Source organism: Thiobacillus sp., from assembly GCA_024235835.1.
GTDB lineage: Bacteria > Pseudomonadota > Gammaproteobacteria > Burkholderiales > Thiobacillaceae > PFJX01.
In genome coordinates, this window is record JACKLQ010000001.1 from 735,030 (window position 1) to 757,603 (window position 22,574).

At 64.3% G+C, this 22,574-nt stretch carries 14 protein-coding genes; 5 read left to right on the top strand and 9 right to left on the bottom strand.

Features of this window, described 5'->3' with window-relative positions; genetic code table 11:
- Window positions 1-813 precede the first annotated feature (813 nt).
- From H6935_03595 to H6935_03605, 3 genes are all read left to right on the top strand, one after another.
- Window positions 814-4,485 carry an RHS repeat protein gene (locus H6935_03595; protein ID MCP5277428.1) on the top strand — a complete coding sequence of 1,224 codons (3,672 nt, stop codon included), beginning with the start codon at window positions 814-816 and terminating at the stop codon, window positions 4,483-4,485.
- A gap of 308 nt (window positions 4,486-4,793) precedes the next feature.
- On the top strand, window positions 4,794-5,051 hold the full coding sequence (locus H6935_03600) for an RHS repeat protein (GenBank protein MCP5277429.1): 258 nt from the start codon (window positions 4,794-4,796) through the stop codon (window positions 5,049-5,051).
- Window positions 5,052-5,135: 84 nt separating this feature from the next.
- Window positions 5,136-5,855: a transposase gene (locus tag H6935_03605; GenBank protein MCP5277430.1), complete on the top strand. Its 720-nt coding sequence runs from the start codon at window positions 5,136-5,138 to the stop codon at window positions 5,853-5,855.
- Window positions 5,856-6,136: 281 nt separating this feature from the next.
- On the opposite strand, the gene H6935_03610 is transcribed toward H6935_03605, so the two are convergent.
- Together H6935_03610 and H6935_03615 are read right to left on the bottom strand one after the other, a co-directional pair.
- Window positions 6,137-7,402 carry an MFS transporter gene (locus H6935_03610; protein MCP5277431.1) on the bottom strand — a complete coding sequence of 422 codons (1,266 nt, stop codon included), beginning with the start codon at window positions 7,400-7,402 and terminating at the stop codon, window positions 6,137-6,139.
- Between the two features lie 61 nt (window positions 7,403-7,463).
- The gene (locus tag H6935_03615; protein MCP5277432.1) at window positions 7,464-7,901 is read right to left on the bottom strand and encodes a TusE/DsrC/DsvC family sulfur relay protein; all 438 of its coding nucleotides are present in this window, start codon (window positions 7,899-7,901) and stop codon (window positions 7,464-7,466) included.
- Window positions 7,902-8,041: 140 nt separating this feature from the next.
- On the opposite strand from H6935_03615, the gene H6935_03620 reads away from it, so the two are divergent.
- The gene (locus H6935_03620; protein ID MCP5277433.1) at window positions 8,042-8,950 is read left to right on the top strand and encodes a LysR family transcriptional regulator; all 909 of its coding nucleotides are present in this window, start codon (window positions 8,042-8,044) and stop codon (window positions 8,948-8,950) included.
- On the opposite strand, the gene H6935_03625 is transcribed toward H6935_03620, so the two are convergent.
- On the bottom strand, window positions 8,907-9,467 hold the full coding sequence (locus tag H6935_03625) for a DUF1282 family protein (GenBank protein MCP5277434.1): 561 nt from the start codon (window positions 9,465-9,467) through the stop codon (window positions 8,907-8,909). The genes H6935_03620 and H6935_03625 overlap by 44 nt on opposite strands.
- 98 nt (window positions 9,468-9,565) lie before the next feature.
- On the opposite strand from H6935_03625, the gene H6935_03630 reads away from it, so the two are divergent.
- Complete coding sequence (locus H6935_03630; protein MCP5277435.1) at window positions 9,566-9,985, top strand: winged helix-turn-helix transcriptional regulator; 420 nt, start codon at window positions 9,566-9,568, stop codon at window positions 9,983-9,985.
- A gap of 39 nt (window positions 9,986-10,024) precedes the next feature.
- Here the strand turns inward: H6935_03630 and H6935_03635 are convergent, their stop codons facing one another.
- From H6935_03635 to H6935_03660, 6 genes are all read right to left on the bottom strand, one after another.
- Entirely contained in the window at window positions 10,025-12,589 is a 2,565-nt protein-coding gene (locus H6935_03635; GenBank protein MCP5277436.1) for an EAL domain-containing protein, read from the bottom strand.
- 42 nt (window positions 12,590-12,631) lie between these two features.
- Complete coding sequence (locus H6935_03640; protein ID MCP5277437.1) at window positions 12,632-13,762, bottom strand: methyl-accepting chemotaxis protein; 1,131 nt, start codon at window positions 13,760-13,762, stop codon at window positions 12,632-12,634.
- A gap of 290 nt (window positions 13,763-14,052) precedes the next feature.
- A complete protein-coding gene (gene ppx, locus H6935_03645) occupies window positions 14,053-15,555 on the bottom strand; it encodes an exopolyphosphatase (protein MCP5277438.1) in 1,503 nt (500 codons plus the stop codon).
- Window positions 15,556-15,656: 101 nt separating this feature from the next.
- Window positions 15,657-17,306 (bottom strand): methyl-accepting chemotaxis protein, encoded by a 1,650-nt coding sequence (locus H6935_03650; GenBank protein ID MCP5277439.1) that lies wholly within the window; start codon window positions 17,304-17,306, stop codon window positions 15,657-15,659.
- A 38-nt stretch (window positions 17,307-17,344) separates the two neighbouring features.
- Window positions 17,345-21,301 carry a DUF748 domain-containing protein gene (locus H6935_03655; GenBank protein MCP5277440.1) on the bottom strand — a complete coding sequence of 1,319 codons (3,957 nt, stop codon included), beginning with the start codon at window positions 21,299-21,301 and terminating at the stop codon, window positions 17,345-17,347.
- 33 nt (window positions 21,302-21,334) lie between these two features.
- Window positions 21,335-22,567 carry a hypothetical protein gene (locus H6935_03660; protein MCP5277441.1) on the bottom strand — a complete coding sequence of 411 codons (1,233 nt, stop codon included), beginning with the start codon at window positions 22,565-22,567 and terminating at the stop codon, window positions 21,335-21,337.
- Window positions 22,568-22,574: the final 7 nt, after the last annotated feature.

The following is a 22,574-nucleotide window of genomic DNA, read 5'->3' on the forward strand; positions in this document are numbered from 1 at the left end:
GCGCATCTATCTATGACGTAGAAGAATTGGCCTAACGGACGCGTTGTGCAGCAGGGCACTTAGTCACTATGCCGATTGGCATATGGCCTATCCACTAGATTCCGGTTAGGTTTTTTCAATAAGGCATCCAGCCTAAGGGAGAAAACAATGACCGGGCTTATCCATACGTGCAAATCATTGTTCGGAATTTCTTTGGCGCTCGGATTGCTTGTGTGAGGAACACCGGCCAAGGCTGCTCCCGCCGTTGCACCAATAACTGAGTTCTCTGCGCACAGTTGGGATTTCTACTGTGGCAACACCGGCGTTACCCAGCATCCGAATTTTGGTTCGGCGTTTGCTGCGGTATTAGGCTATGTCGCAGGCTGTCCCTGTGGTGGAGCGGTGTACTTTAATAGTTGCGCAGGCCTTGCCCCTGACGTCTTTCACACAAGCGGTTCCTGTGGCTATGCGCTGCACAAAAACCCCAATGCCGGATGTGGTAGCGACAATTACGGAGGATGGGTGTACTGGAATTCTTCCGGCTGCCCTGCCGGGACTGCCTACCGTGCCGCCAGTGGCCTCTGCGAGGACGGCACATATGATGCGTTGAAGAACAATGAGATCTCTTGTAAGGGCGACAGCGTTTGGGGTGCCAACCCCATTCACCTAGGCATAGGGGGCAAACACCAGATTGAGGAAGACTATCGAGGGGCAGGCCCAGCCCCTTTACACCTGATGCGGCGCTATGGCACTTCAGCGCCAAGAACGGGACAAGTCGGCGAAGGGTGGCGCCATTCCTATGACAGGCGCATCGTCACTGGCGTTGATGGTGCGGTGGAATTCGCCCGGGTGGAGCGCCCCGGCGGCAACGAGCATCTCTTCCGTAGGGTGGGTGGCGTGTGGACCCCCGATGCGGATATCAACGCCAGCCTGGACCAGATCTCAGGAGATTGGCGCTACACATCCAGCGACAGGAACGTGGAGCAATACGATGGCGCGGGCAAGTTATTGGCGGTTCAGACACCATCGGGCCTGACCACGACCTTCACCTATAGCGACGGCACCGCCGCGGCACCTGGTGGCGGTGTTTTTGAAGGAACCTCCACGCCGCTCCCACCCGGTTTGTTATTGCGCGTGGAGGATCATTTTGGTCGTTCGTTGACATTCTCATACGCATCCCTCCTGCAGATCACCACGCTGACCGACCCCGCCGGCGGCGTGATCAGCTACACCTACGACGCCTCAGGCAACCTGGCCACGGTGACCTACCAGGACGGCACCACCAAGACCTACCACTACGAAGACCCCAACTTCCCCCACGCCCTCACCGGCATCACCGACGAGAACGGCCAGCGCTACGCCACCTGGACCTACGACGCCCAGGGCCGGGCCGTCTCCAGCGAGCATGCCGGTGGCGCCGAGCGGGTGGACCTCGCCTACAACCCCGACGGCACCACTACCGTCACTGACGCACTGGGCACGGCCCGCACCTACGGCTTCGAGACCATCCTGAGGGTGGTGAAGGGCACCGGCATCTCCCAGCCCGGCGGCGCCGGCTGCAGCGCGGCCTCTTCCGCCATCAGCCACGACGTCAATGGCAACGTCACCACCTGGGACGACTTCAACGGCCACCGCACCCGCACTTGGTACGACCTGGCCCGCAACCTGGAGACCACCCGGGTGGAAGGCCTGGCCGTGGTGAGCGGCAGCGAGCAGGTCCGGCCCGAGACCCGCACCTTCACCACCGCCTGGCACCCCACCTGGCGCCTGCCCACGGTGGAGAAGACCTACACCGGCGGCGCCGACATCAACGGCACCCCCCTGGGCACCCTCATCAAGACCGTCACCTCCACCTACGACACCCACGGCAACCTGCTCACCCGCACGGAAACCGACAACCCGCGCAACGAGTCCCGCACCTGGACCTACACCTGGACCACCCTGGGCCGCATGACCCGCGCCGACGGCCCCCGCACCGACGTGGCCGACGTCACCACCTACGCATACCACCCGGATGACGACTGGGACCCGGCCCGGCGCGGCCGCTTGTGGACGATCACCAATGCCCTGGGCCACGTCACCACCATCGACCTCTACGATGCCCAGGGCCGGCCCTTCTACCTGCACGGCCCCAACTACGAGGTCGTCGTCCTGAATTACTCCCCCCGTGGATGGCTCACATTCAGCTACTCCGGGGACCAGATGGTCAGTTACACCTATGACCCGGCGGGCCAGTTGACGCGCCTGGATTTCCTGAACGGCCCATGGTTCGAATACACCTACGACGCCGCCCACCGCCTCACCGGCATCCGCGACGCCCAGGGCAACACCCTCCAATATGAACTCGACGGCCTGGGCCACGTCACCGCCGAAACCGTGCGCGACGCCCAGGGGGCGCAGACCCGGAAGCTGGCCCGCCAGTTCGACGCCCTGGGCCGGCTCTGGAAGGAGATCCGCCGCGTCAACGGCCAGGACGCGGTGACCGAATACGCCTACGACGCCCAGGGCAATCCCACCCGGCGCACCGACCCCCTGGGCCACGCCGGCCAGGCCCTCTACGATGCCCTGGACCGCCTGGCCCGCAGCGAGGACGCCCTCCAGGGCCACACCGACGTGGCCCGGGACGCGATGGACGGCCTCACCGCCGTGGCCGACTCCAGGGGCCTTAACACCCCCTACGAGCGGGATGCCTTTGGCCAGGTCCGCAGGGAAACCAGCCCGGACCGGGGCATCACCACCTACACCTACGATGCGGCCGGCAACCTCAAGACCCGCACCGACGCCCGGGGCAAGACACTCACCTACACCTACGACGCCCTCAACCGGCTGACCCGCATCAGCGGGGGCAGCAGTACACCGGCCACCACCTACACCTGGGACCAGGGAGACCATGGCCTGGGCCGCCTCACCGGCATGACCGACGAAAGCGGCAGCACCGCCTGGACCTACGGCTACGGCGGCAACGTCGCCACCAAGACCCAGGTCCACGGCGGCAGCCTCACCCGCAACGTGGCCTATGCCTATCTGAACGGGCAGCGCACCCACATCGCCTACCCCAGCGGCGCCTATGTGGACTACGCTTGGAGCCAGGGCCGGATCACCGCCGTCACCCTCAATGGCGCCCCCCTGGTGAGCGAAATCCAGTACCAGCCCTTCGGCGCCCCCAAGGCCTGGACCTGGGGCAACGGCCAGCCCTATGCACGGGGCTTCGATGGGGAGACGGGCTGGCTGAACAGCCATCCCCTGGGGTCGGAGGCCCGCGCCCTGGCCTACGACGCCGCCGGGCGCATCACCGGCTATGCCCACGGCCAGTCCACCCTGGACCAGGGCTTCAGCTACGACGTCCTGGACCGGCTCTCCGGTACCACCACCTACCAGGGCAGCCAGGCCTACCCCTACGACGCCAACGGCAACCGTACTAGCCATGTCAGCGGCAGCGCCATCTTCCCCTACACCCTGGCCGCCGGCAGCAACCGGCTCATGAGCGTGGCCGGCCCCGTGGCCAAGGCCTACCAGTACGATGCCGCCGGCAACATCACGCACGACGGCACCTACGCCTTCGTCTACAACGACTTCGGCCGCCTGCGTCAGGCCAGGCTGGGCACCAACACCACCACCTACAAGCACAACGGCCTGGGCGAGCGGGTGGAGAAGAGCGGCTGGGGTGTCTCCAGCGGCCCCCTGCGCTATGTGTATGACGAGGACGGGCACCTGCTGGGGGAATACGACGGCAGCGGCCAGGCGATCCAGGAGACGGTGTGGCTGGGCGACCTGCCCGTGGCCGTGCTCAAGGGCGGGGCGGTGTACACCGTGCAGGCGGACCACCTGAATGCGCCGAGGGTGATCATGGACACCCAGGGCCGGGTGGTGTGGCGGTGGGATAATGCCGATCCCTTCGGCGTGGGGTTGCCTGACGAGAATCCCTCGGGGCTGGGGACCTTCAGCTACAACCTGAGGTTCCCGGGGCAGTACTACGATGGGGAAACGGGGCTGCACTACAACATCAATCGAGATTACGACCCCAGAACAGGACGCTATACCTCGTTTGATCCGATTGGCCTTGCGGGCGGCACAAACCCCTATGGCTATGTGGATGGGAATCCGCTGATGTATACGGACCCCACAGGTGAATTTGCTGTTGGGGGAGCACTTGTCGGTGCTGGGATAGACATAGGGATTCAGTTGATGTCTAACGGAGGCAGGTTTCGCTGTATCAAGTGGGATGTAGTCGCGATCTCGGCACTAGCCGGATTGGTTAACCCATTCAGCGAATTGTCGGCGTTGAGTTCTACGCTGAAAGCCGAAAGGCAGTGGGTGCGAGCTAAGGGCTTACGCCCAGGCAGCCGTGCCGCACGCCGCACCGCACTGCGCGGAGACAAACACAACAGTAGTGCTTGGAAAGAAGGTGCTTCATGGGCTGGCATCGAAGGAGGAGCGGAACTTTTGGGTAATCTGATCCCAGATGAACGTCACATCCGCATCGGCGACCCGTGCGAGTGCAGGTGAATGCTATGAGTGAGCCAACGTGGTCAAGCTACTTCTTGCGTGTTGGAGGCGTATTCGCAATCTTCGCGGTCGCCATCATGGTGACTCGAGAGTTCTTTCCTGGAAACGAGGGCTACGTGGTGATCGGTATCTCAGCCTTCGGAATTTTTGCCCTTGCCATGAAGGAGTTGAGGAGCAGAAAGAGAAAGCGTGCTGCGAGGAATGGCCATCGCCGCAAGAAACGATAGCAGGGATGAGCAGGGATGGCAGGGATGGGGTCAGGTCTTGCAATAACGCACCCCCGTGGGTGGCTTACATTCAGCCACTCCGTGGGCCAGATGGTCAGTTACACCTATGACCTGGCGGGCCAGTTGACCGGTGTGGACTTCATGAGCGGTCCCGCGTTCGAGTTCACCTACGACGCCGCCCACCGCCTCACCGGCATGACCGACGAAAGCGGCACCACCGCCTGGACCTACGACTATGGCGGCAACGTCGCCAGCAAGACCCAGGTGCACGGCAGCAGCTTCACCCGCGACGTGGCCTATGCCTATCTGAACGGGCAGCGAGGAGAAATAGGGGACTAGGAGAAATAGTAGAGAAATAGGACAAGAAATAGGGGACAGACCACGGTTTATTATGATTGAAGACGATCCAACAACTCATCCGGTATGCCCCGCCGCGCGCGCCTGACCCTTCCCAACATTCCGCTACACATCATCCAGCGGGGCAACAACCGTCAAGCCTGTTTCTACGCTGACGAAGATTACCGTAACTACCTGGATACGCTTGGCGAGTGCGCAAAGAGGACCCGTTGCCAAATCCACGCCTACGTGTTGATGACCAACCACGTGCACCTGCTGCTTACATCAGAAGAAGGCCATGGTGCCGGTGCCCTGATGAAGGCTTTAGGGCAACGCTACGTGCAGTACGTCAATCGCACCTATCGCCGCAGCGGCACGCTTTGGGAGGGACGTTTCCGCTCCTGCCTGACCCAGCAGGACAGTTACCTGCTGACCTGTATGCGCTATATCGAATTGAACCCTGTTCGGGCGGGCATGGTGGCCCATCCAGGAGAATACCGATGGTCAAGTTATCGGGCCAACGCCCAGGGAGAGCCCGACCCACTGGTTACGCCCCACGCGCTTTACCAGTCGCTGTCCGGCGATGAAGCAGGATGGGCGTCGATCTACCGGGAACTGTTCCGACATGAACTGGAACCTGGCATGGTGGACAGCATTCGCCAGGCGACGAATGGGAACTATGCGTTGGGAGACAATCGCTTTGCAGCCGAGATTGAAACAGCCCTGGGCAGGCGTGCAGCCCCGGGAGTTTCAGGCAGGCCCCGGAAGAAAGCGGAGATTGATACTTGGGGTTTGTTGGAGAGATGAAAACCGTGGTCCCCTATTACCGTGGTCCCCTATTACCGTGTCCTATTACCGTGCTTGGTCTGTCCCCTATTACCCCCTCGTCCCCTATTACCCCTATTACCCTTGCTCTTGGCGCGGGAGAGCGGTCGACGCTGCTCTATGCGGCCAGGAATGAGAGCCACAACAACGCATGGGTGTTGCGGGAGCATCTCCTGGAGGCTGGGTCAGCCGGGTGGATCGGGTATAAGCCCGGCTGACCAAGAGGACTTCCCCGGGGCGTTCCGGCGCCCAAGGGGCATTCTTCAATGCAAGGGTTGAGCGTGTCTGAAGCCCACCCGGGTGAACACGATGTAGAACGCGGCCACGTTCATCAGTGCCCACACGGCGTAACCGAAGGTATAACCGCCCAGCATGTGTTTGCTGGCCGCCAGGGTGACCGTCATGGTGAAGCCGCAGGCCGCGCCGGCGGCCTTGGCCAGGCCGCTGACCGCCCCCACGTGCCTGAAGTAGGTGGGGATCAGCTTGATCACCGAGGCCGCGGACGCGCCGGACAGCAACGCCAGGGCGTAGATCGCGAACAGTTGCACGCTCAGCGAAATCTGCAACACCATGAGCAGGGCCAGGACGGTGGCAAGGCCGAACATCCAGGCGAGGATTTTCAGGGTATCGAAACGGTCGGCCAGCCAGCCCCCCAGGGGCCGCGTGACGGCAACGCAGACCACCAGTGCCGAGGTGTACACCATGGAGGCCTGGGTGGTGTCCACCTGCCATTGGTCCACCAGGTAGGTGGGCATGGTGGCGGCAAAGAAGGTCAGCGTGCCGAAGGCCGTCCAGTAGAGATAGGTCACCAGCCACACCAGGGCGCCCGAGCGGTACACGGCGGCCACTTCCCGCAGGGAGACCCCCTTGTGCTGCCTGTGGGGAGAATCGGACGTGAAGAACCAGTAGACCAGGGCCATCAGCAGGGTGGGCACGGCGAAGATCAGGAACACCAGCCGCCAGCCGGAAAAGTCTCCCAGGGTGAACCGGGCCGGCAGCGGGGCATAGTCCGTGGGGCCGCCCAGCACATGGGTGATCAGGAAGGCGACAGTCACCATGCCGATGCTGATGCCGATGTTGCCCAGGCCGAAGATGCCCAGGGCCGTGCCCTGCTGGTTCTTCGGGTACCACGACGAAACATGGGCATTGCCCACCACGAAACTGGCCCCGCCCAGGCCCAGCAGCATCCCCAGAAACAGGAACGACAGGTAGCTGTCGACGAACAGCCCCGTGAACAGCGGAATGGTCAGGCTCAGGAGCAAGAGCGAGAAAACCGTCCGGCCGCCGTATTTGTCCGCCATGATACCCAGGGGAATGCTCACGACGGTGGCGAAGAACGGCGGCATGGCCGCCAGGACCAGGGCCTGGGTGGGGCTGAAGTGGTACCACTTGATGAGGAAGGGCCCCAGGGCGGAAAACATGCCCCAGATGGCGAAACCCAATGAAAAGGCCAGGAACGATATCCACAGGACCCTGGCATTGCCGGCGGGGTGAGGTATCGACTGGAGGGAGCTGTCATGGTGCGTCATGGTCGTCCTTTTGCCTGAATCGTCCGGCGTCGCCACCGTCAGCCGGATTTCGCCGCTGCGGTCAGTGTTCGCCCTTGGTCTTGCGGATACCCGCCACCCGGTTGCCCTGCTTCTGGGGCCCGCCCATGGGGAAGATGTCGTGGAGATGGCGGTTGTTACCTTTCTCCGGGCCCCACGCCTCGCGGAAATACCGAATCATGTCGCGCACCTGGGCCTGCACGCCGTGGTGCTCGTAGTAATCGCGGATGAAGCGGATGACTTCCCAGTGTTCGTGGGTGAGGGTCAGCCCCTCCCATGCCGCCTGGGCGTGGGCGAAGCCCGGGCTCCATTCATCCATGTTCAGGATGTACCCCTCGGGGTCGGTGAGGATTTCCTTCCCATCCACCCTGACGGACCGGGTGTAGATGGCGTAGGGGTTGGTGCTGTCCCGGGCCTCCTCGAGGTAGTGGCCCTTGGGGTTCTGCAACGGGGGGTTGCCGGAAGTGGGGGGCTGAGTCATGGTCATTTCGTCGCTCCTGGTGGCGTCAAGGATTTCGTGACAAAGGCATGACTTCAGGTTATTGCCGGACCCTTCTATCTGGCAAACGATATTAATTGAACTCTAATATTCGATTTCTTGATGTATGGAGTGAATCGCCCATGGATATCGAATTTGCACGGACCTTTCTCGCCGTGGTCGCCGCCGGCAATTTCGTCGGCGCGGCCCAGCGCCTCCACGTGACCCAGTCGACCGTAAGCATGCGCATCCAGGCCCTGGAGAACCGGCTCGGGGCGCAGCTGTTCCAGCGGGGCAGGGGAGGCGCCCATCTCACTCCGGCCGGGCGGCGCTTCCTGCGCCACGCCAACACCCTGGTGCGCACCCTGGAGCAGGCCCGCCACGAGGTGGGGCTGCCCGCCGGCTTCCGGGGCAGTCTTACCCTGCGGGGCCGCATCGCCCTGTGGGACGGCTTTCTGCCCCAGTGGGTGGCGCGCATGCGCGCCACCCACCCGGACATCTCCCTGCACCTGGAGGTAGGGTTCGAGGACGACATCATGCGGGGCCTGGTGCAGGGCACGGTGGATGTGGGGGTGCTGTACACGCCCGAAAACCGGCCCGGCCTCGGCATCGAACGCCTGTTCGAGGAAAGGCTGGTGCTGGTGGCCACCGACCCGGCCCGTCCCTGGCCGGACCCGGGCTATATCCACATGGACTGGGGCGTGGAATTCCACGCCCAATTCGGCACCGCCTTCCCGGATCTGGCCGCCCCGGCCATCACCGCCAACATCGGCTGGCTGGTGATGCAGCAGATCCTTCACTGCGGCGGCAGCGGCTACTTCCCCTGGCGCATTACCCGCGACCTGGTTGAAGCGGGACAACTGTGGCTCATGGAAGGCCGGCCGTCCTTCACGTTGCCGGCCTACATGGTGTTTCCGGTGGAGCGGGACGAGGATACCCTCTCGGTTGCCCTGGAGGCCTTGCGCGCCCTGGGCGCCGAGGAGAGGCCAGCCACGCCGATGACAACCCTTACAACAGCACCACCAGCATCAGCAGCAGGGCCCATGCGATGAGGCCGGCGCCGATGACGGTCTGCACGATGCTGGCCGCGGTCACGTCTTCCCGCGTATGGCTCAGGCCCTCGATGCCGTGGTAGATGATGCCGCAGGACAGGCCCAGGGCGGCCAGGGTAAGGATCGCGTTGAAGCCCAGGCTCGGCACGAACAGTCCCAGGGAGGAAAGCCACAAGGGAATGGGGGCCATGCCGGCCAACAGGTAGGCATCGTGGTAGTCCATCCGCAGGCCGTCGGTCTCGGCCACCTGCTTGATGAGCCAGCCCATGGCCAGCACGGTGATCAGCTCGGTGAAGAAGAAGGCCGCGGCCACCACACTCCAGTCCTTGGGCGACGCCTGGGGCAGGAAGGCCTCGGGGTATTGCGAGCCCGCGTAGTACAGCATGGCTGGCGGCAACAAGGACAGTGGCAGAACAATGAAGGCGAACAGTTTGACCAGGCGCGGATGGATGCGCTCGATTTCAGGCCAGCCCTGGTACGAGGATAACGGCAGATGGGATATGACGCTCAGTTTCATGATCGATCTCCTCACTTGATGGACGGGCATCTCGCCCGGCAATCACTCCGTATTTACATCACGTCGTGATGTTTTTTTCGTAGACCCCGCTCATGACCATGTCAAGCTCGAATTTCCCCCCGCCCGCCACCCTGGGCAAGGACGATTACGAACGACTGTCCCGTTTCCGGCATCGCCTGCGCCGGTTCCTGCGCATCAGCGAGCGCATCTGTCAGGCCCACGGCCTGACGCCCCTGCAATACCAGCTGCTGCTGCACGTGCGGGGCTCCCCTGGCCGTGACTGGGCCAGTATCGGCGAACTGGCCGAGCGCCTGCAGGCCCAGCACCATGGCGTGGTAGCCCTGATCGACCGCTGCGAAAAGCTCGGCCTGGTGGAACGCCGCCCCGGGCGCCTGGACCGGCGGGTGGTGGAGATCCATCTGCTGCCCCCGGGGGAGGAGAAGCTGGAGCGCATCGCATGCCTGCACCAGGATGAGCTGCACCAGCTGTTGCGGGAATTTGGCCGGGCGAAGAGCTGAGCCCCTTTCTCCCCGGCGTGGCTTGGTCCCAGGAAAGGGTCAGCCAGCTTCCCCGGGGGGCGAGGACGGGAAGCGCCAGTCCTCGATGGGGGTAGGCTTGCCGAAGAGGTAGCCCTGGAAGGCGACGCAGCCGTTTTCCCGCAGGAAGTCTCTTTGCGCGGGGGTTTCCACGCCTTCGGCGATGACATCCAGCCCCAGGGAACGACTCATGGCCAGGATGGCGCGGACGATGGCGGCGTCATTGGGATCCACGCTGATGTCTCGGACAAATGACTGGTCGATCTTTATCTGGTCCAGGGGCAGCTTTTTCAGGTATGAGAGGGAGGAGTACCCCGTGCCGAAGTCGTCCAGGGAGAATCTCACGCCCAGGGCCTTTAGTTCCCGCATGCGCTGAATGACTTCACCCAGCTTGTCCAGAAGCACGCTTTCAGTGATTTCAAGCTTTAGACGGGAAGGGTCGATGCCGCACTGGCTGATGCAGGAGGCGATGCGGGCCACGAAATCCGGCTGGTGGAACTGGCGGCCGCTTATGTTGATCGCCAGGTCCAGATTGCATGTACGGGGATCAAGGGACCAGGCCTTGACCTGGGCACAGGCCGTCTTGAACACCCATTCCCCGATGGCCAGAATCAGGTCGGAATCCTCCGCCAGGGGAATGAACTGGGAGGGCGGTACCAGGGTACCGTCCGGGCGGGGCCAGCGCAGCAGGGCTTCGGCGCCGGTGACCCGTCCATGCTCGTCCACCTGGGGCTGGTAGTGGAGCCGCAACTCGCTTCCTGCCAGGGCCTGGCGCAGGGCGCTTTCCAGGGCAGCGCGGGCATCGATGGTGGCCTGCATGGCGACGTTGAAGAATCGGGTCTGGTTGCGGCCCGCATCCTTGGCCTGGTAGAGGGCCACATCCGCCTGTTTCAGCAACACCTCCTTGGGCTCCTCGTGATCCTGGAAGAGGATGATGCCTATGCTGACTGTGGTTTGGTAAGGCCCTTCGCTGCCTTGCAAGAAGTAGGGCTGACCCAGCGCCGCGCGGATCTTCTCGGCCACCGCCTCCGCCTGGCGGGCAGCGGTGGTCTCATCGAGCCCCAGGTTCTCCAGGATGACCACAAACTCGTCGCCGCCCAGACGGGATACTGTGTCTTCCTGACGTACGCAGGCCACCAGGCGGCTTGCCACTTCCTTGAGCAACTGGTCGCCCTCGCCGTGCCCCCGGGTGTCGTTAAGGGCCTTGAAGTTGTCCAGATCGAGAATCAGCAGGGCGCTGTGGCTCTGGCCGCGACGGCCGGCGCGCAGGGCCTGTTCCAGGCGATCCATGAGCAGCCGCCGGTTGGGCAGGTTGGTGAGGGGATCGAAATAGGCCAGGTTGTGGATTTCGGCCTCCGCCCGCTTCTTCTCGGTGATGTCCTGCTTGACCGCCAGGTAATGGGTGATGGCGCCGTCGGCGTCGCGCACCGGCGCCACGATGGCGGACTCCGCATATTCGTCCCCGCCCTTGCGCCGATTGATGAATTCGCCTTCCCAGGTCTGGCCCGACCTCAACGCAGCCCACATGGCGGTGTAGGTTTCTGGTGGCGTCCTGCCGGATTTCAGTATGCTGGGGCTGGCACCAAGCAGTTCCTCGCGGGTATATCCCGTATCCCGGACACAGGCCGTGTTGACGTACTCGATGCGTCCTTGCAGGTCCGTGATGACGATATTCGCCGGGCTTTGCTCCACCGCCTGGGAGAGCTTGACCAAAGCCTTGTCCCGGCTCTGGACCTCGTCAGCCATGCGGTTGAAGGTAGCGGCCAGGCCGCCGATCTCGTCCTCGCTACCTGAGCCGGTGGTGGGCACCAGATTCCGGTCGATGCGTGTACCGTACTGGCCGTCGGCGATGCGCTCCGCGCCTTCGCGCAGGCGCGCGAGCCGGCGCAGCACCAGGCGGTCCAGGATCAGGCCCAGGGCCAGAAAGGCCGCGGCGTAGCCGACCAGGCTTTTAACCAGTTGGCTGCTCCAGAGGCGCCACACCCTCTCCTCGAATTTCGCGGTGGGAATGCGGATGCTCACCACGCCGCGCAGGTCGCCCACCCGATAGTCGTAGGCCGTGGCGTAGCGCGCGCGGATGCTGGGCGGTGCCGCCTCCCGGTCGCCGTGGCATCTGAGGCAGAAGGGCTCGATGCGGATGGGTGCGGTGAAGAGCTGGTAGCCCACACCCCGGTCGGTGACGATGTCGGACAACCTCTCGGTGGCCTGGGGATTTGCCTTGAACCAGGCGATGGCCTCCATCTCGAAGCGATCCGCCTTGTTGCCCGGGTTGCGCGGCATGTCGGAGACGTTGTTGAAGACAATGCCACTCTGATTCCAGTTGGCGAAATCCCTGGAGATGCGGGAAAAGGAATGGGCCGGCAGGAAACCGATGGTCTTCTCGTCCACCGGCAGGCCACTGGCGATGAACTGTTCCTGGTAGATGCGCCGCGTCGCCATCATGAAGCCATAGATGGTCTTGGCGTCGTATTCGATTTCCGCCCGGGTTTCCGATTTGAGTTTCTGAAAGCTGAAGATCAGGTCTAGGGCGAGCACGGCCCCCAGCAGGGCACCCATCAGCAGCCAGATCTTCAGCTTCAGCTTCATGCCGGCGCACCGTCGCGGCCATGTTCAGGTTTCATGGGGGCATCAGGTCTGAAAGCGGGCGAGCCGTCCGTCCAATTCCTCGCCCAGCCTGGCAATGCGGTCCGCGTTGCCGATGATGCCGGCCGCTTCTTCGGCGTTCGCCCGGGAGGACTCCCGAATGCGCGAAATCTGCTGGACGATTTGTTCGACGCCAAGCCTGGCCTGGCCCGTTACCTGAACGGTGCGCTGGACCATGGTGGCGGCCTCGGCAGACCAGCGGACACTGTCGTCGATGACGCTCTCGACCTTGCGGGAAGCCTCTCCCAGGCCCCGTAGCATGTCTGCCTGGAGATCCATCTCCTGGGTGGTGTCGGCCACCGACCGGTTGATGCCCGCCAGGGTTTCACCGATTTCGGCGACACTATTCTGGGTCCGCTCAGCCAGCTTGCGCACCTCGTCGGCAACCACGGCGAAGCCGCGGCCCTGTTCCCCGGCGCGGGCCGCCTCGATGGCGGCGTTGAGAGCGAGCAAGTTGGTCTGCTCCGCCACCGCGGATACCGTGGCGAGGATCTGGTTGACCTGGACGGAGGCATCGGAAAGCCGAGCCAGCTTCTCGGACAGGGCGTCGCCGGTGCGGATGCTGTCCGCCACCCGCTGGATCATGGTCTGGACTTCTTCCCGGGCCTGGCTCAGCTGACGGCTGGCTTCCTCCATGTTGCTGGCGGTGTGTTCCGCGTCCCGGGTCAGCGCGGAAACCGCCTCCGCGATCCCGGCTGCGCTGTCGCCCGCCTGGGTGGCCAGGCCGGTTTCCACTTCAACGTGCTGGCCGATGCGGCGCGATGCTTCGGAGAATTCGGCCGAGGTCCGGCTGTTTTCCCGCGAAGCGTCCTTGACATCGTTCAGGGCCACCCGAATGTTCTCCCGGAACTGGTCGATCACCGTCAGCATGTCTTGGACTTCCATATTGAAACGGGCGTCGATGTCGGCGGCCCTGGACAGGTCCCGGGCGTTGAAGTGGGCCAGGTAAGCGGAGACCTGGCGCACGGTGTCCACGCCCCAGCGCTTTTCGTCGATGTCGTGGATCAGGACCACCAGGGCCACCACGTACTGGACGATGGAACCGAACAGGTTGTCGGTGAAGAAGGTAGCGTTGGCGAGCAGAAGGGCGACGCCCAGCCAATGCACCATGCGCATGCGCAAGAACAATGATTTCAAGTCCGAATCTCCTTAGCCGTTGTCGTTTCGGCGACACTACGCATGCGGAGTCCCGATGCCTGAAACCCGCTCTGAACAAGTGATAGTGCGCAGGCATCGCGATAGCCGCCCCATGACCTTGTTAATTACGGCCCGGAGGCAGGGAAGCTGAAATCGCTGGCTTGACTTTCGACAAGAAAATTTCAATTTTCGGGCTATCCGCCGCGACGGGCGGCGTTGGAGCGGCGGCCTGCAAGGCTAAGCCCGCCTCGCGCCGGGAAATGGTGGGGTCAACCCCCCCGGATCCTCGCCAGACGCACCGAGGGCGCCACGGCGGCCCACTCCTGGAGTTCGTCCTCCAGGGCCGCCTGGGTGAGGGGGTTGGCCTGCAACAGGGCTTCCGGCACGACAAGTTCCCACTCGTCCGATCTGTCCCCTCCCCGGCTGGCCAGGCGCAGGCCCGCCAGGTCCATGTCCCGACGACCCAGGCCGAACAGCACGGCCAGGCGCAGGCACAGGATCAGGGGCCAGTTGGCATCGCCCCAGGGCAGGGGAAACTTCTTCAGGCTGCCCCGGCTGGCCCGCACCAGGGTGGCCAGGTTCGCCTGGTCGCGGCGGGAGAAGCCTGGCATGTCGGCGTTCTCCAATATATAGGCGCCGTGCTTGTGGAAGCCCGAGTGGGCAATGGAGATGCCCACCTCGTGGAGCCTGGCGGCCCAGGCCAGACGATGGCGCACCTCTTCCATGGGCTCGTGCACCGAGCCCGCGATGTCACGCAGCAGGCCCATGGCGACCCCCTCCACATGTTCGGCCTGGCGCCGATCCACCTGGTAACGGCGCTGGAACTGGGACACGGTCACGTCCCGCATGTCCTGGTCGTGGACCCGGCCCAGCAGATCCCAGAGGATGCCTTCCCGCATGGCCCCCAGGGCCGGGGTCATGGATTCGATGCCCAGTTCCTGAAACAGGGCCAGCATCACGGTCAGGCCACCCGGAATGACGGGGTGCCGGTCCGGCTTGAGGCCATCCAGTTCCAGGCGATCCAGGGAACCGGCCTTGATGAGTTGTTCCCGCATCCACAGAAGCCCTCCCAGGGTGATGGCCCCGTCGGAGAAACCGTTCTGCATGCAGATTTCCCCCAGGGCCTTGGCGGTGCCGGAGGAGCCCACCGCCTCCTCCCAGGCACCGTCGCGGAAGCCGGATGCCACGGCCTGGATCTCCACCCGGGCAGTGGTCTCCGCGTTCCAGAAGGCGACCTTGTCCAGGCGGCCGCTGGCGAAGAATTGCTTGGTGTAGCCGACGCAGCCCATGCGCAGGCTTTCCCTTTCCCCGGGCTCATAGCCCACGCCCAGGATGCACTCCGTGGAACCTCCGCCGATGTCCACCACCAGACGCGGGCTGCGGGTGAGTGGCAGGCTGTGGGCCACACCCAGGTAGATGAGGCGCGCCTCCTCCCGGCCGGCCACGATGTCGATGTCGAAACCCAGGGCAGCCCGGGCCTTTTCCAGGAATGCGGGCGCATTCTTGGCCACCCGCAACGCCGAGGTACCCACCGCCCGCACGGCGCCGGCCGGCATGCCCTGGAGTCGCTCGCCGAAGCGGGCCAGGCAGTTCAGGGCACGCTTCTGGGCGGCGCCATCCAGCTTTTTCTGTTCCGTCAACCCCGCAGCCAGGCGCACAGATTCCTTCAGCGAGTCCAGGTAGAAAAGCTGTTCCCCTTCCACTCGCCCCACCTGTAGATGGAAGGAGTTGGAACCGAGGTCGATGGCGGCAAGGGTCTGGTATTCCTGCATGACTTGGGCATGGGGGAAAGGAAGTTTGCGATTATCTGACAGAAACATGACAAGCCCGCGAACAGGCTTGGCTCAGGCACTCCCCTCCCGGTATAACCCGCTCACACCTTGAAGCGGCTCGCCATATCCTGCAGTTCCCCGGCCAGGGAAGCCAGCTGGCGGGCGGAAGCGGCGGTCTGGGCCACGGACGCGCTGTTCTCCTCCGCGCCCTGGGCGATGCGCTCCACCTTCTGGGCAATCTCCCGGGCCGCCACAGCCTGCTCCCTCAATGCCAGGTTGATGTCGTCCACGGCCTTGGTGACCTGGTCGGCGCTGGCGCGGATGCCGATGACCGAATCCCCGGCCTGGTGGGCCAGCTTGACGCCTTCGCTGACCCGACGCACGCCGGACTCCATCTCATGAGCGGCCCGCTGGGTACCCAACTGGATCTTGGTGATCATGTCGGTGATTTCCTGGGTGGACTTGCCGGTCCGCTCGGCCAGCTTGCGCACCTCATCCGCCACCACGGCAAAGCCTCGGCCCTGCTCTCCGGCCCGGGCCGCCTCGATGGCCGCGTTCAGGGCCAGCAGATTGGTCTGGTCGGCAATGTCGCGGATCACGTTGACGATGCTGGAAATCTGGCCGGAGAAATCCTCCAGCTCGCGGATGGTGCCCGCCGTGGCGTTGACCGCCTCGGCGATCTGGCCCATCTCGTTGGCCGCCTCGTGGATGATGCGCCCGCCCTCCTCCGACTGGGAGCCGGATTGCAGCGTGACATTGCGGGCATCCCGGGCATGCTCCTCCACCTGGTCCACGGAGACGGACAACTGCTCCACGGAAGCGGCCATGCTGGAGGCGGCCTCGGACTGGCTTTCGCTAACGCTGGCGCTGTTGCCAGCGGCGGCAGCCAGTTCAGACGACGCCTGGTTCAGGCTGTCAACGTTCTGGCGCAAGGCGCCCACCAGACTGCGCAAGCCCTCGCGCATGGTGGCCAGCTTTTTCAAAAGCTGTCCCAGCTCGTCCGCTCCCATGTCGGGCACCGTACGGGAAAGATCGCCCTGGGAAATGGCTTCGGCCGCTTCCCCGGCGGCATGCAGGGACGCACTGATGCGGCGGATGGTGAACCAGGTCGTGCCCAGCACGCCCACCACTCCGATGACCAGCAGTACCCCGAAGAGCTTGAGATCAAGGTGATAACGGGCCTCGGCGGCTTCGAATTCTTCCCGGGCCACCCGCTGCTGCAAATCCATCAAGGCCGTCAGGGCATCCGAGGCGGCCTTGCGCTCCTCCATACTTGCGGCAAGGAAGTCGGAAAGGGTGGAGACGCTGAAATCCCCGCGGTCCAGGGCCGCCACTGCTACCAGCAACTTCTCCACCCAGACCTTGCGCTTGGCCTTGAAATCCGCCGCCAGCGCTTTCTCTTCCTCCGTCAAGAAGGTCGCCATGTACTTGTCCCACAGTACATCGATCTTGCTCTTACTCCCTCGCACTGCATCGGTGTGCAGGGACATTGGATGATCATGAGCGGCATGCAGCAGGCCATTCGGATCATGCTGGAAGCCCGCCAGCACATGAGCATGGTTTTCGTCGATCAGGTGCTGGATCTGGCCCAGGTCATGGAGCGGTACGGCCCTGTCCTCGTAAACAGTCTTCAGGGAATCCCGCGCGGCCTGGAGGCCGATCCAGCCAAGGACCACGGATATGGCGAACAGGGTTCCGGCCAGCACGGAAATGAACCAGAAACGCTGAGCAATGCTGAGCTTGTTGAGCATATGCACTCCCGAATACCGGGCTGGAAGGTGACAGATTTCTACTTTTCGGCATTATCGGAAGAAACTTGAGTGTCCTGGCTCAAGGACTTGGCAACGCCAAGCTCCATGCGGGCCGGCACTTCCCTGCCTTCCTGGGTGAAAGGCTCTGTTTCCCCGAGCCTGACCCGCGCCTCGGAAATCCCCGCGCCGGCCAGGCCGGCCAAGATGGCCTTGCCGCGCTTGCCGGCCAGGGCACGCAAATCGTCATCCGTGACCGTCTCCCTGGCAAGCAGGCGTTCATAAAGCAAGGCATGGAGCTCGGTGCCCTTGAGGGCGCTCATGTCCGACTCGGAGAGGGGTTCCTCCTTCTTGAGCAACCCCTTCAGGCGGGACATGAGCTTGCCCGCGCCACTCTCCTGCTTCTTGTCCGGATTGGCCTGGAGCCACCTGGCCCTCAGCGTGTTCATGGCTTCCTCGCCGACGCGCTGGGCGTAGAGGGCCTCCAGGGCAGCCTGGACCTTGGGAGTGGCGGTGGAGACGGGTCCGGGTTCCTCGTCGGGCCCTAGCCCGCGGCCCATCTTTTCCGCCACAGCCCGGCGCAGGCGGGCTTCCCGCACCACGGGACGGTCGATGTCGGCGGACCAGGCAGGATGCACGGTCAGGGCCAGCCCGGGCCGCTTGTTGAGCACGGTGGCGATCTGCTTGAGCTTCTCCTTCTCCGGCGGCGTCAGGCCCGCCTCCCCCGGCTCGAAGGCCAGCTTTTCCAACTTCTCGCCATTGCCGCCAAACAGGCTGGCCAGGGCACGGAAGGGAGCGGTGACGATCTTGGTGATGATGTTTCCTATGGCCTTCCAGATGATGCGGCCGTAGCTGAACTGGGGATCGTCCAGGCTGCCGGACACGGGCAGGCCCAGGTCGATGCGGCCGTCGCTGTCCTGGAGGATGGCGATGGCCAGGTCCAGGGGCAGATCCTTGGCCGTGGAGTTTTGCACCCGCTCGCCCAGGGTCAGCTTGTCCATGATGATCTGGTTCTCGCCCAGGAGCTGGCGTTCCTTGATCTTGTATTCCAGGTCCAGGGAAAGCTTGCCGGATGCGATCTTGCGGCCCACGAAGGTGGCCGTGTAGGGCGTCAGGCTGGTCATTTCCACGTTGCGGAAAACCACCTTGATGTCCATGAAGGCCGTGGGATCGAACAGGTCCAGCTGGCCCACGGCCCTGGCCAGGCCGTATTCGTCCACCTGGCCGTCCAGTTCCAGCTGGGCCGCGCTGCCAGGCTGGGTGGAGATGCCGTTGAGTGCTCCCTGGAACTTGTGGATGCGGGTTCCGAAAGGCAGGGCCAGGGAGTGGTCGGCGAAATCCATCTCGCCATTGGCCACCCGCACCCGCTCGATGGTCATGCGGGTAGCGGGAGCGTCCTTGTCGGCCCGGGGCATGGCAGGCGCCGGAGAAGGCCCCTGGGCGGGCGGCACCTGGGGCTTGAGGATCTTCTTCAGGTTGACGGTCTTGTCCTCGTAGATCACCAGCTTGGCCCCCAGGCCATCCAGCTTGAGTTCCTCGATGTCCAGGGCCTCCGGGCGGTAGCTCACGCTATCGCTCTCCAGCGCCTTCCAGGCCAGGAAACGGGCGCCGCCCTCGGACTCGTTCAGCAGGAGGTTCGTCACCCGGAAGCCGCCGTCGAACTTCAGCTGCTTGTCGAACTTCACGCGCCCGGATGCGGATGCCGCCCCGGAAGCCAGGATCAGGTTGGCGGCCTGGCTGACGTAGGGCTGGGCAGGAAGGAGGCTGAGATTGGTGAGCTTGAGGCGGATGTCAGCCGCCGCCTTGGCGGGCACGACCTTGCCGTCCGCCTGGAAGGCACCGCCCTCCTTCACCCTCAGGCTGAGCTTCAAGGGCAGGTTCGCCCCCATGTCCTGGCTCAGGCCGGTGAGACTGGCCTGGATCTGCTGCAAGGTCAGGCCGGCTGCCGGGCTGGTGGTGCGATCCTGCACGGCCACTTCGAAGCCCGTCAGTTCGAATGCATCGAGACGGTACTTCCAGGATTCCCCGGCGCCATTGCCGCCGCTTTCGCCGTTGTTCACCGGCGTGGTCCGCGGGCCGGCCGCCGCAGCCGGGTTGAAGGCTGCCGCCAGGGGAATGCGCCCCTGGGCATCCCGCTCGGCCACCACCCTGCCATTCACCAGGGCCAGCCTGGACAGGCTGGCGTCCCGGGCGGCCAGGTCCAGTCGCCCCCCTTCCAGGTTGATGCCACCCATGACAAGGATGGGTTGGTGAATGGATTCGGAAGTCAGCCGAATGCCGGATAGACTGGCCCCGAAGCCGTCAACCCTGGCCTGGGGGATGCCGGCACCCGCCTGGGCCTGGGCCTGGAAACCCACCTTCACGTTGCCTACCTCCACGCCCAGGGGTGACTCGAAGCCGGCATCTCGATAGCGCACGCCCAGGCCATCCAGCAGGAAATCGCCCAGGTTCACGGTCCATACACCCGCGGCGGAACCACCTGGAGCCGCAGGACCATCCGGGTCCTCGCCCGGCAGATGGAAGCGCAGTACAACCCGTCGATTGGCGGTGCGGCCGGCGTCAGTGGCATTGTCCGCCACGGGCCTGCTTTCCCCGTAACCCCGGGTGGCGATGCGCTCCGGGCTGATGCCCTTGTCGACCAGATAGGCCTTTACCGATTCGGCCCGGGCTGCTGACATGCGCAGGTTGTAGGCATCGCTGCCGACGCTGTCCGAGTGGCCGCCGATATGGGCCCGCAGGTCCGGCTTGTCCCGCATGGCCCGCACCACCTTGTCCAGCCGGGGCTTGCTGTCCGGGTGCAGCCTGGTGGATTTGTAGGCAAAGGCCAGGCCACCAAGCCGCACCTCGCCGCCGGGCAGGATGCTGTCCAGGTCGGCAACCGTGCCCTTGGCTGGAGACACCAGGGGAGGCGATCCAGGCACGGCCTCCTGACCACCCCTTGTCGCTTCGGCCTGGGACGCATCGTCAGAAGGCCGGAACCAGTCTGTCAGGTCGAAGCTGCCGTCCACCCGGCGCGCCACGTGCACATGGCCGCCCTGGAGGGCCACCCTGGCGATGTCCAGTCGTCGCTGTTGCAGGTCGAAGCGGCCACCGCTCACTTGCAGGCTACCCAGGGCCACCGCCGGCTCGGCGGCATCCTTGCCCTGCAACGCGAGGCCCTCCAGCTTGAAGCCCATGTCATCCAGGGAGAGGGACAACTGTTCATTGTCGTAGGCCGCCCGGTAGTCGAAACCCAGGTACGCCACACCGCCCGGCGTCCTCATGTTCAGGCTGTCCTTGAGGTAAGGCCACACCTTCGCCAGATGCAGTTCTTCCAGGGCCAGCTTCCCCGTGGCCAGGATGGGGTTCAGGCTCAACTCCCCCTTCCAGCGCACCCGGGCGCCGTTGTTCATGCGGGTTGAAAGGGTGTAGGCGCCTTTGTCGTCCGGCAGGGTGGACAGATCCGTCAACTGGAAATGCAGGTCGTGCAGATTGGTCGTGTGCCCCTGGGCAATCTTGTGGTCGGTGAAGTGCAGTTGCCCCTTGGCAAGGGAGATGCGGTCGATGAGCAGGCGTGGAAGTTCCTTGTCTTCATCCTCCTCCTCGCTCTTGAAGGCCTCGATGAGGGCCGTCCAGTTGAGCTTTCCATCCGGCAGCAGCACCAGGTGGGCATCCGGCCCCACCAGGCGGATGTCACTGAAGGCGAAGGCGCGCCGCAGCAGGCCGCTGGCCTCGAAGTCCACGAACAGTTCGTCGAAGGTCAGCAAGGGCTTGCCGTCCGGTTCCTTCAGGGCCAGGCCCTTTACCTGGACGGAGAGGGCCAGAGGGTCGAACCTGGCCGTGGCGATGGCCAGGTGATGCCGGCTATTGTCCGCCACGACCTTGGGGGCGGCCCATTTCACCAGGGGCTCGAAGGCGAACCAGCCGAACAGGAAATAGACCACCACCAGAGCCAGGATGACCCGCACGGGGGTCTTCACCAACAGGTTTGCCAGGAAAGCGCGAAGCCGGGACAACATCGACATCTCCTCGTTTCTTCCAGTCCTAGGACATCAGGCAGCGATGCCAAAAAACAGATAGGCCGCCGCAATGGCCGCCGCGAAGCCGCCCAGGTCCGCCACCAGACCCCCTGCCACGGCATAGCGCACCCGCTTGATGCCCACGGCGCCAAAATACACCGCCAGCACGTAGAAGGTGGTCTCCGTACTGCCCTGGACGATACTGGCCAGGCGGCCGGCGAAGGAATCCGCGCCGCTGGCCTGCATGGTCTCCACCATCATGGCCCGGGCGCCGGAACCGGACAGGGGCTTCATCAAAATGGTTGGCAGGCCATCCACCCAGGCGGTGTCAAAGCCCAGGCCGGCCACGATGCCGCGCACACCCTCCACGAAGGCCGGCAGGGCGCCGCTGGCCCGCAGCATGCCGATGCCCACCAGCATGGCCACCAGGTAGGGGATGATGGTCACCGCAGTCTGGAAGCCGTCCTTGGCGCCGTCGATGAAGGCTTCGTAGGCATTCACCCTTTTCGCCATTGCCCCCAGAAGAAACAGGGTCACCAGGCCCAGCAGGAGAAAGTTGGACAGGGCCGAGGACTGGGCGGTCATCTGCTCCGCCGGCAACTGGGCGAAGTACAGGGCCGCCCCCCCCACCACCGCCGTCAGCCCCCCCAGCCAGGCCAGCACCACCGCGTCCAGGCGCAGGCGCTGCATGGTGGCGACGAACAGGAAGCCCGCCAGGGTGGAGCAATAGGTGGCCATGAGGATGGGGATGAAGACGTCGGTGGGATCTTGCGCCCCCATCTGGGCCCGGTAAGTGAAGATGGTCACAGGCAGCAGGGTCACCGACGAGGCGTTGAGCACCAGGAACAGGATCTGGGCATTGCTGGCCGTGTCCGGGCTGGGGTTCAGGGTCTGCAATTCCCGCATGGCCTTCAGGCCCATGGGCGTGGCGGCGTTGTCCAGGCCCAGCACGTTGGCGGCCATGTTCATGGTGATGGAGCCCAGGGCGGGATGCCCCTTCGGCACGTCGGGGAACAGGCGCGCGAACAGGGGTGCCAGGGCCCGGCCCAGCAGGTCCAGGAAGCCCGCCCGCTCCCCCACCTTCATCACCCCCAGCCACAGGCACATGACGCCGGTGAGGCCCAGGGCCACTTCGAAGGCGGTCCTGGCGGCCTCGAAGGCCGCCTTCATCACCGTGCCGAAGATGGCCGGGTCACCGCCGATGAATTGCAGGACGGAGGCCCCGAAGGCGATGGCGAAGAAGCTGACCCACAGGGTGTTGAGCATTCGGGTT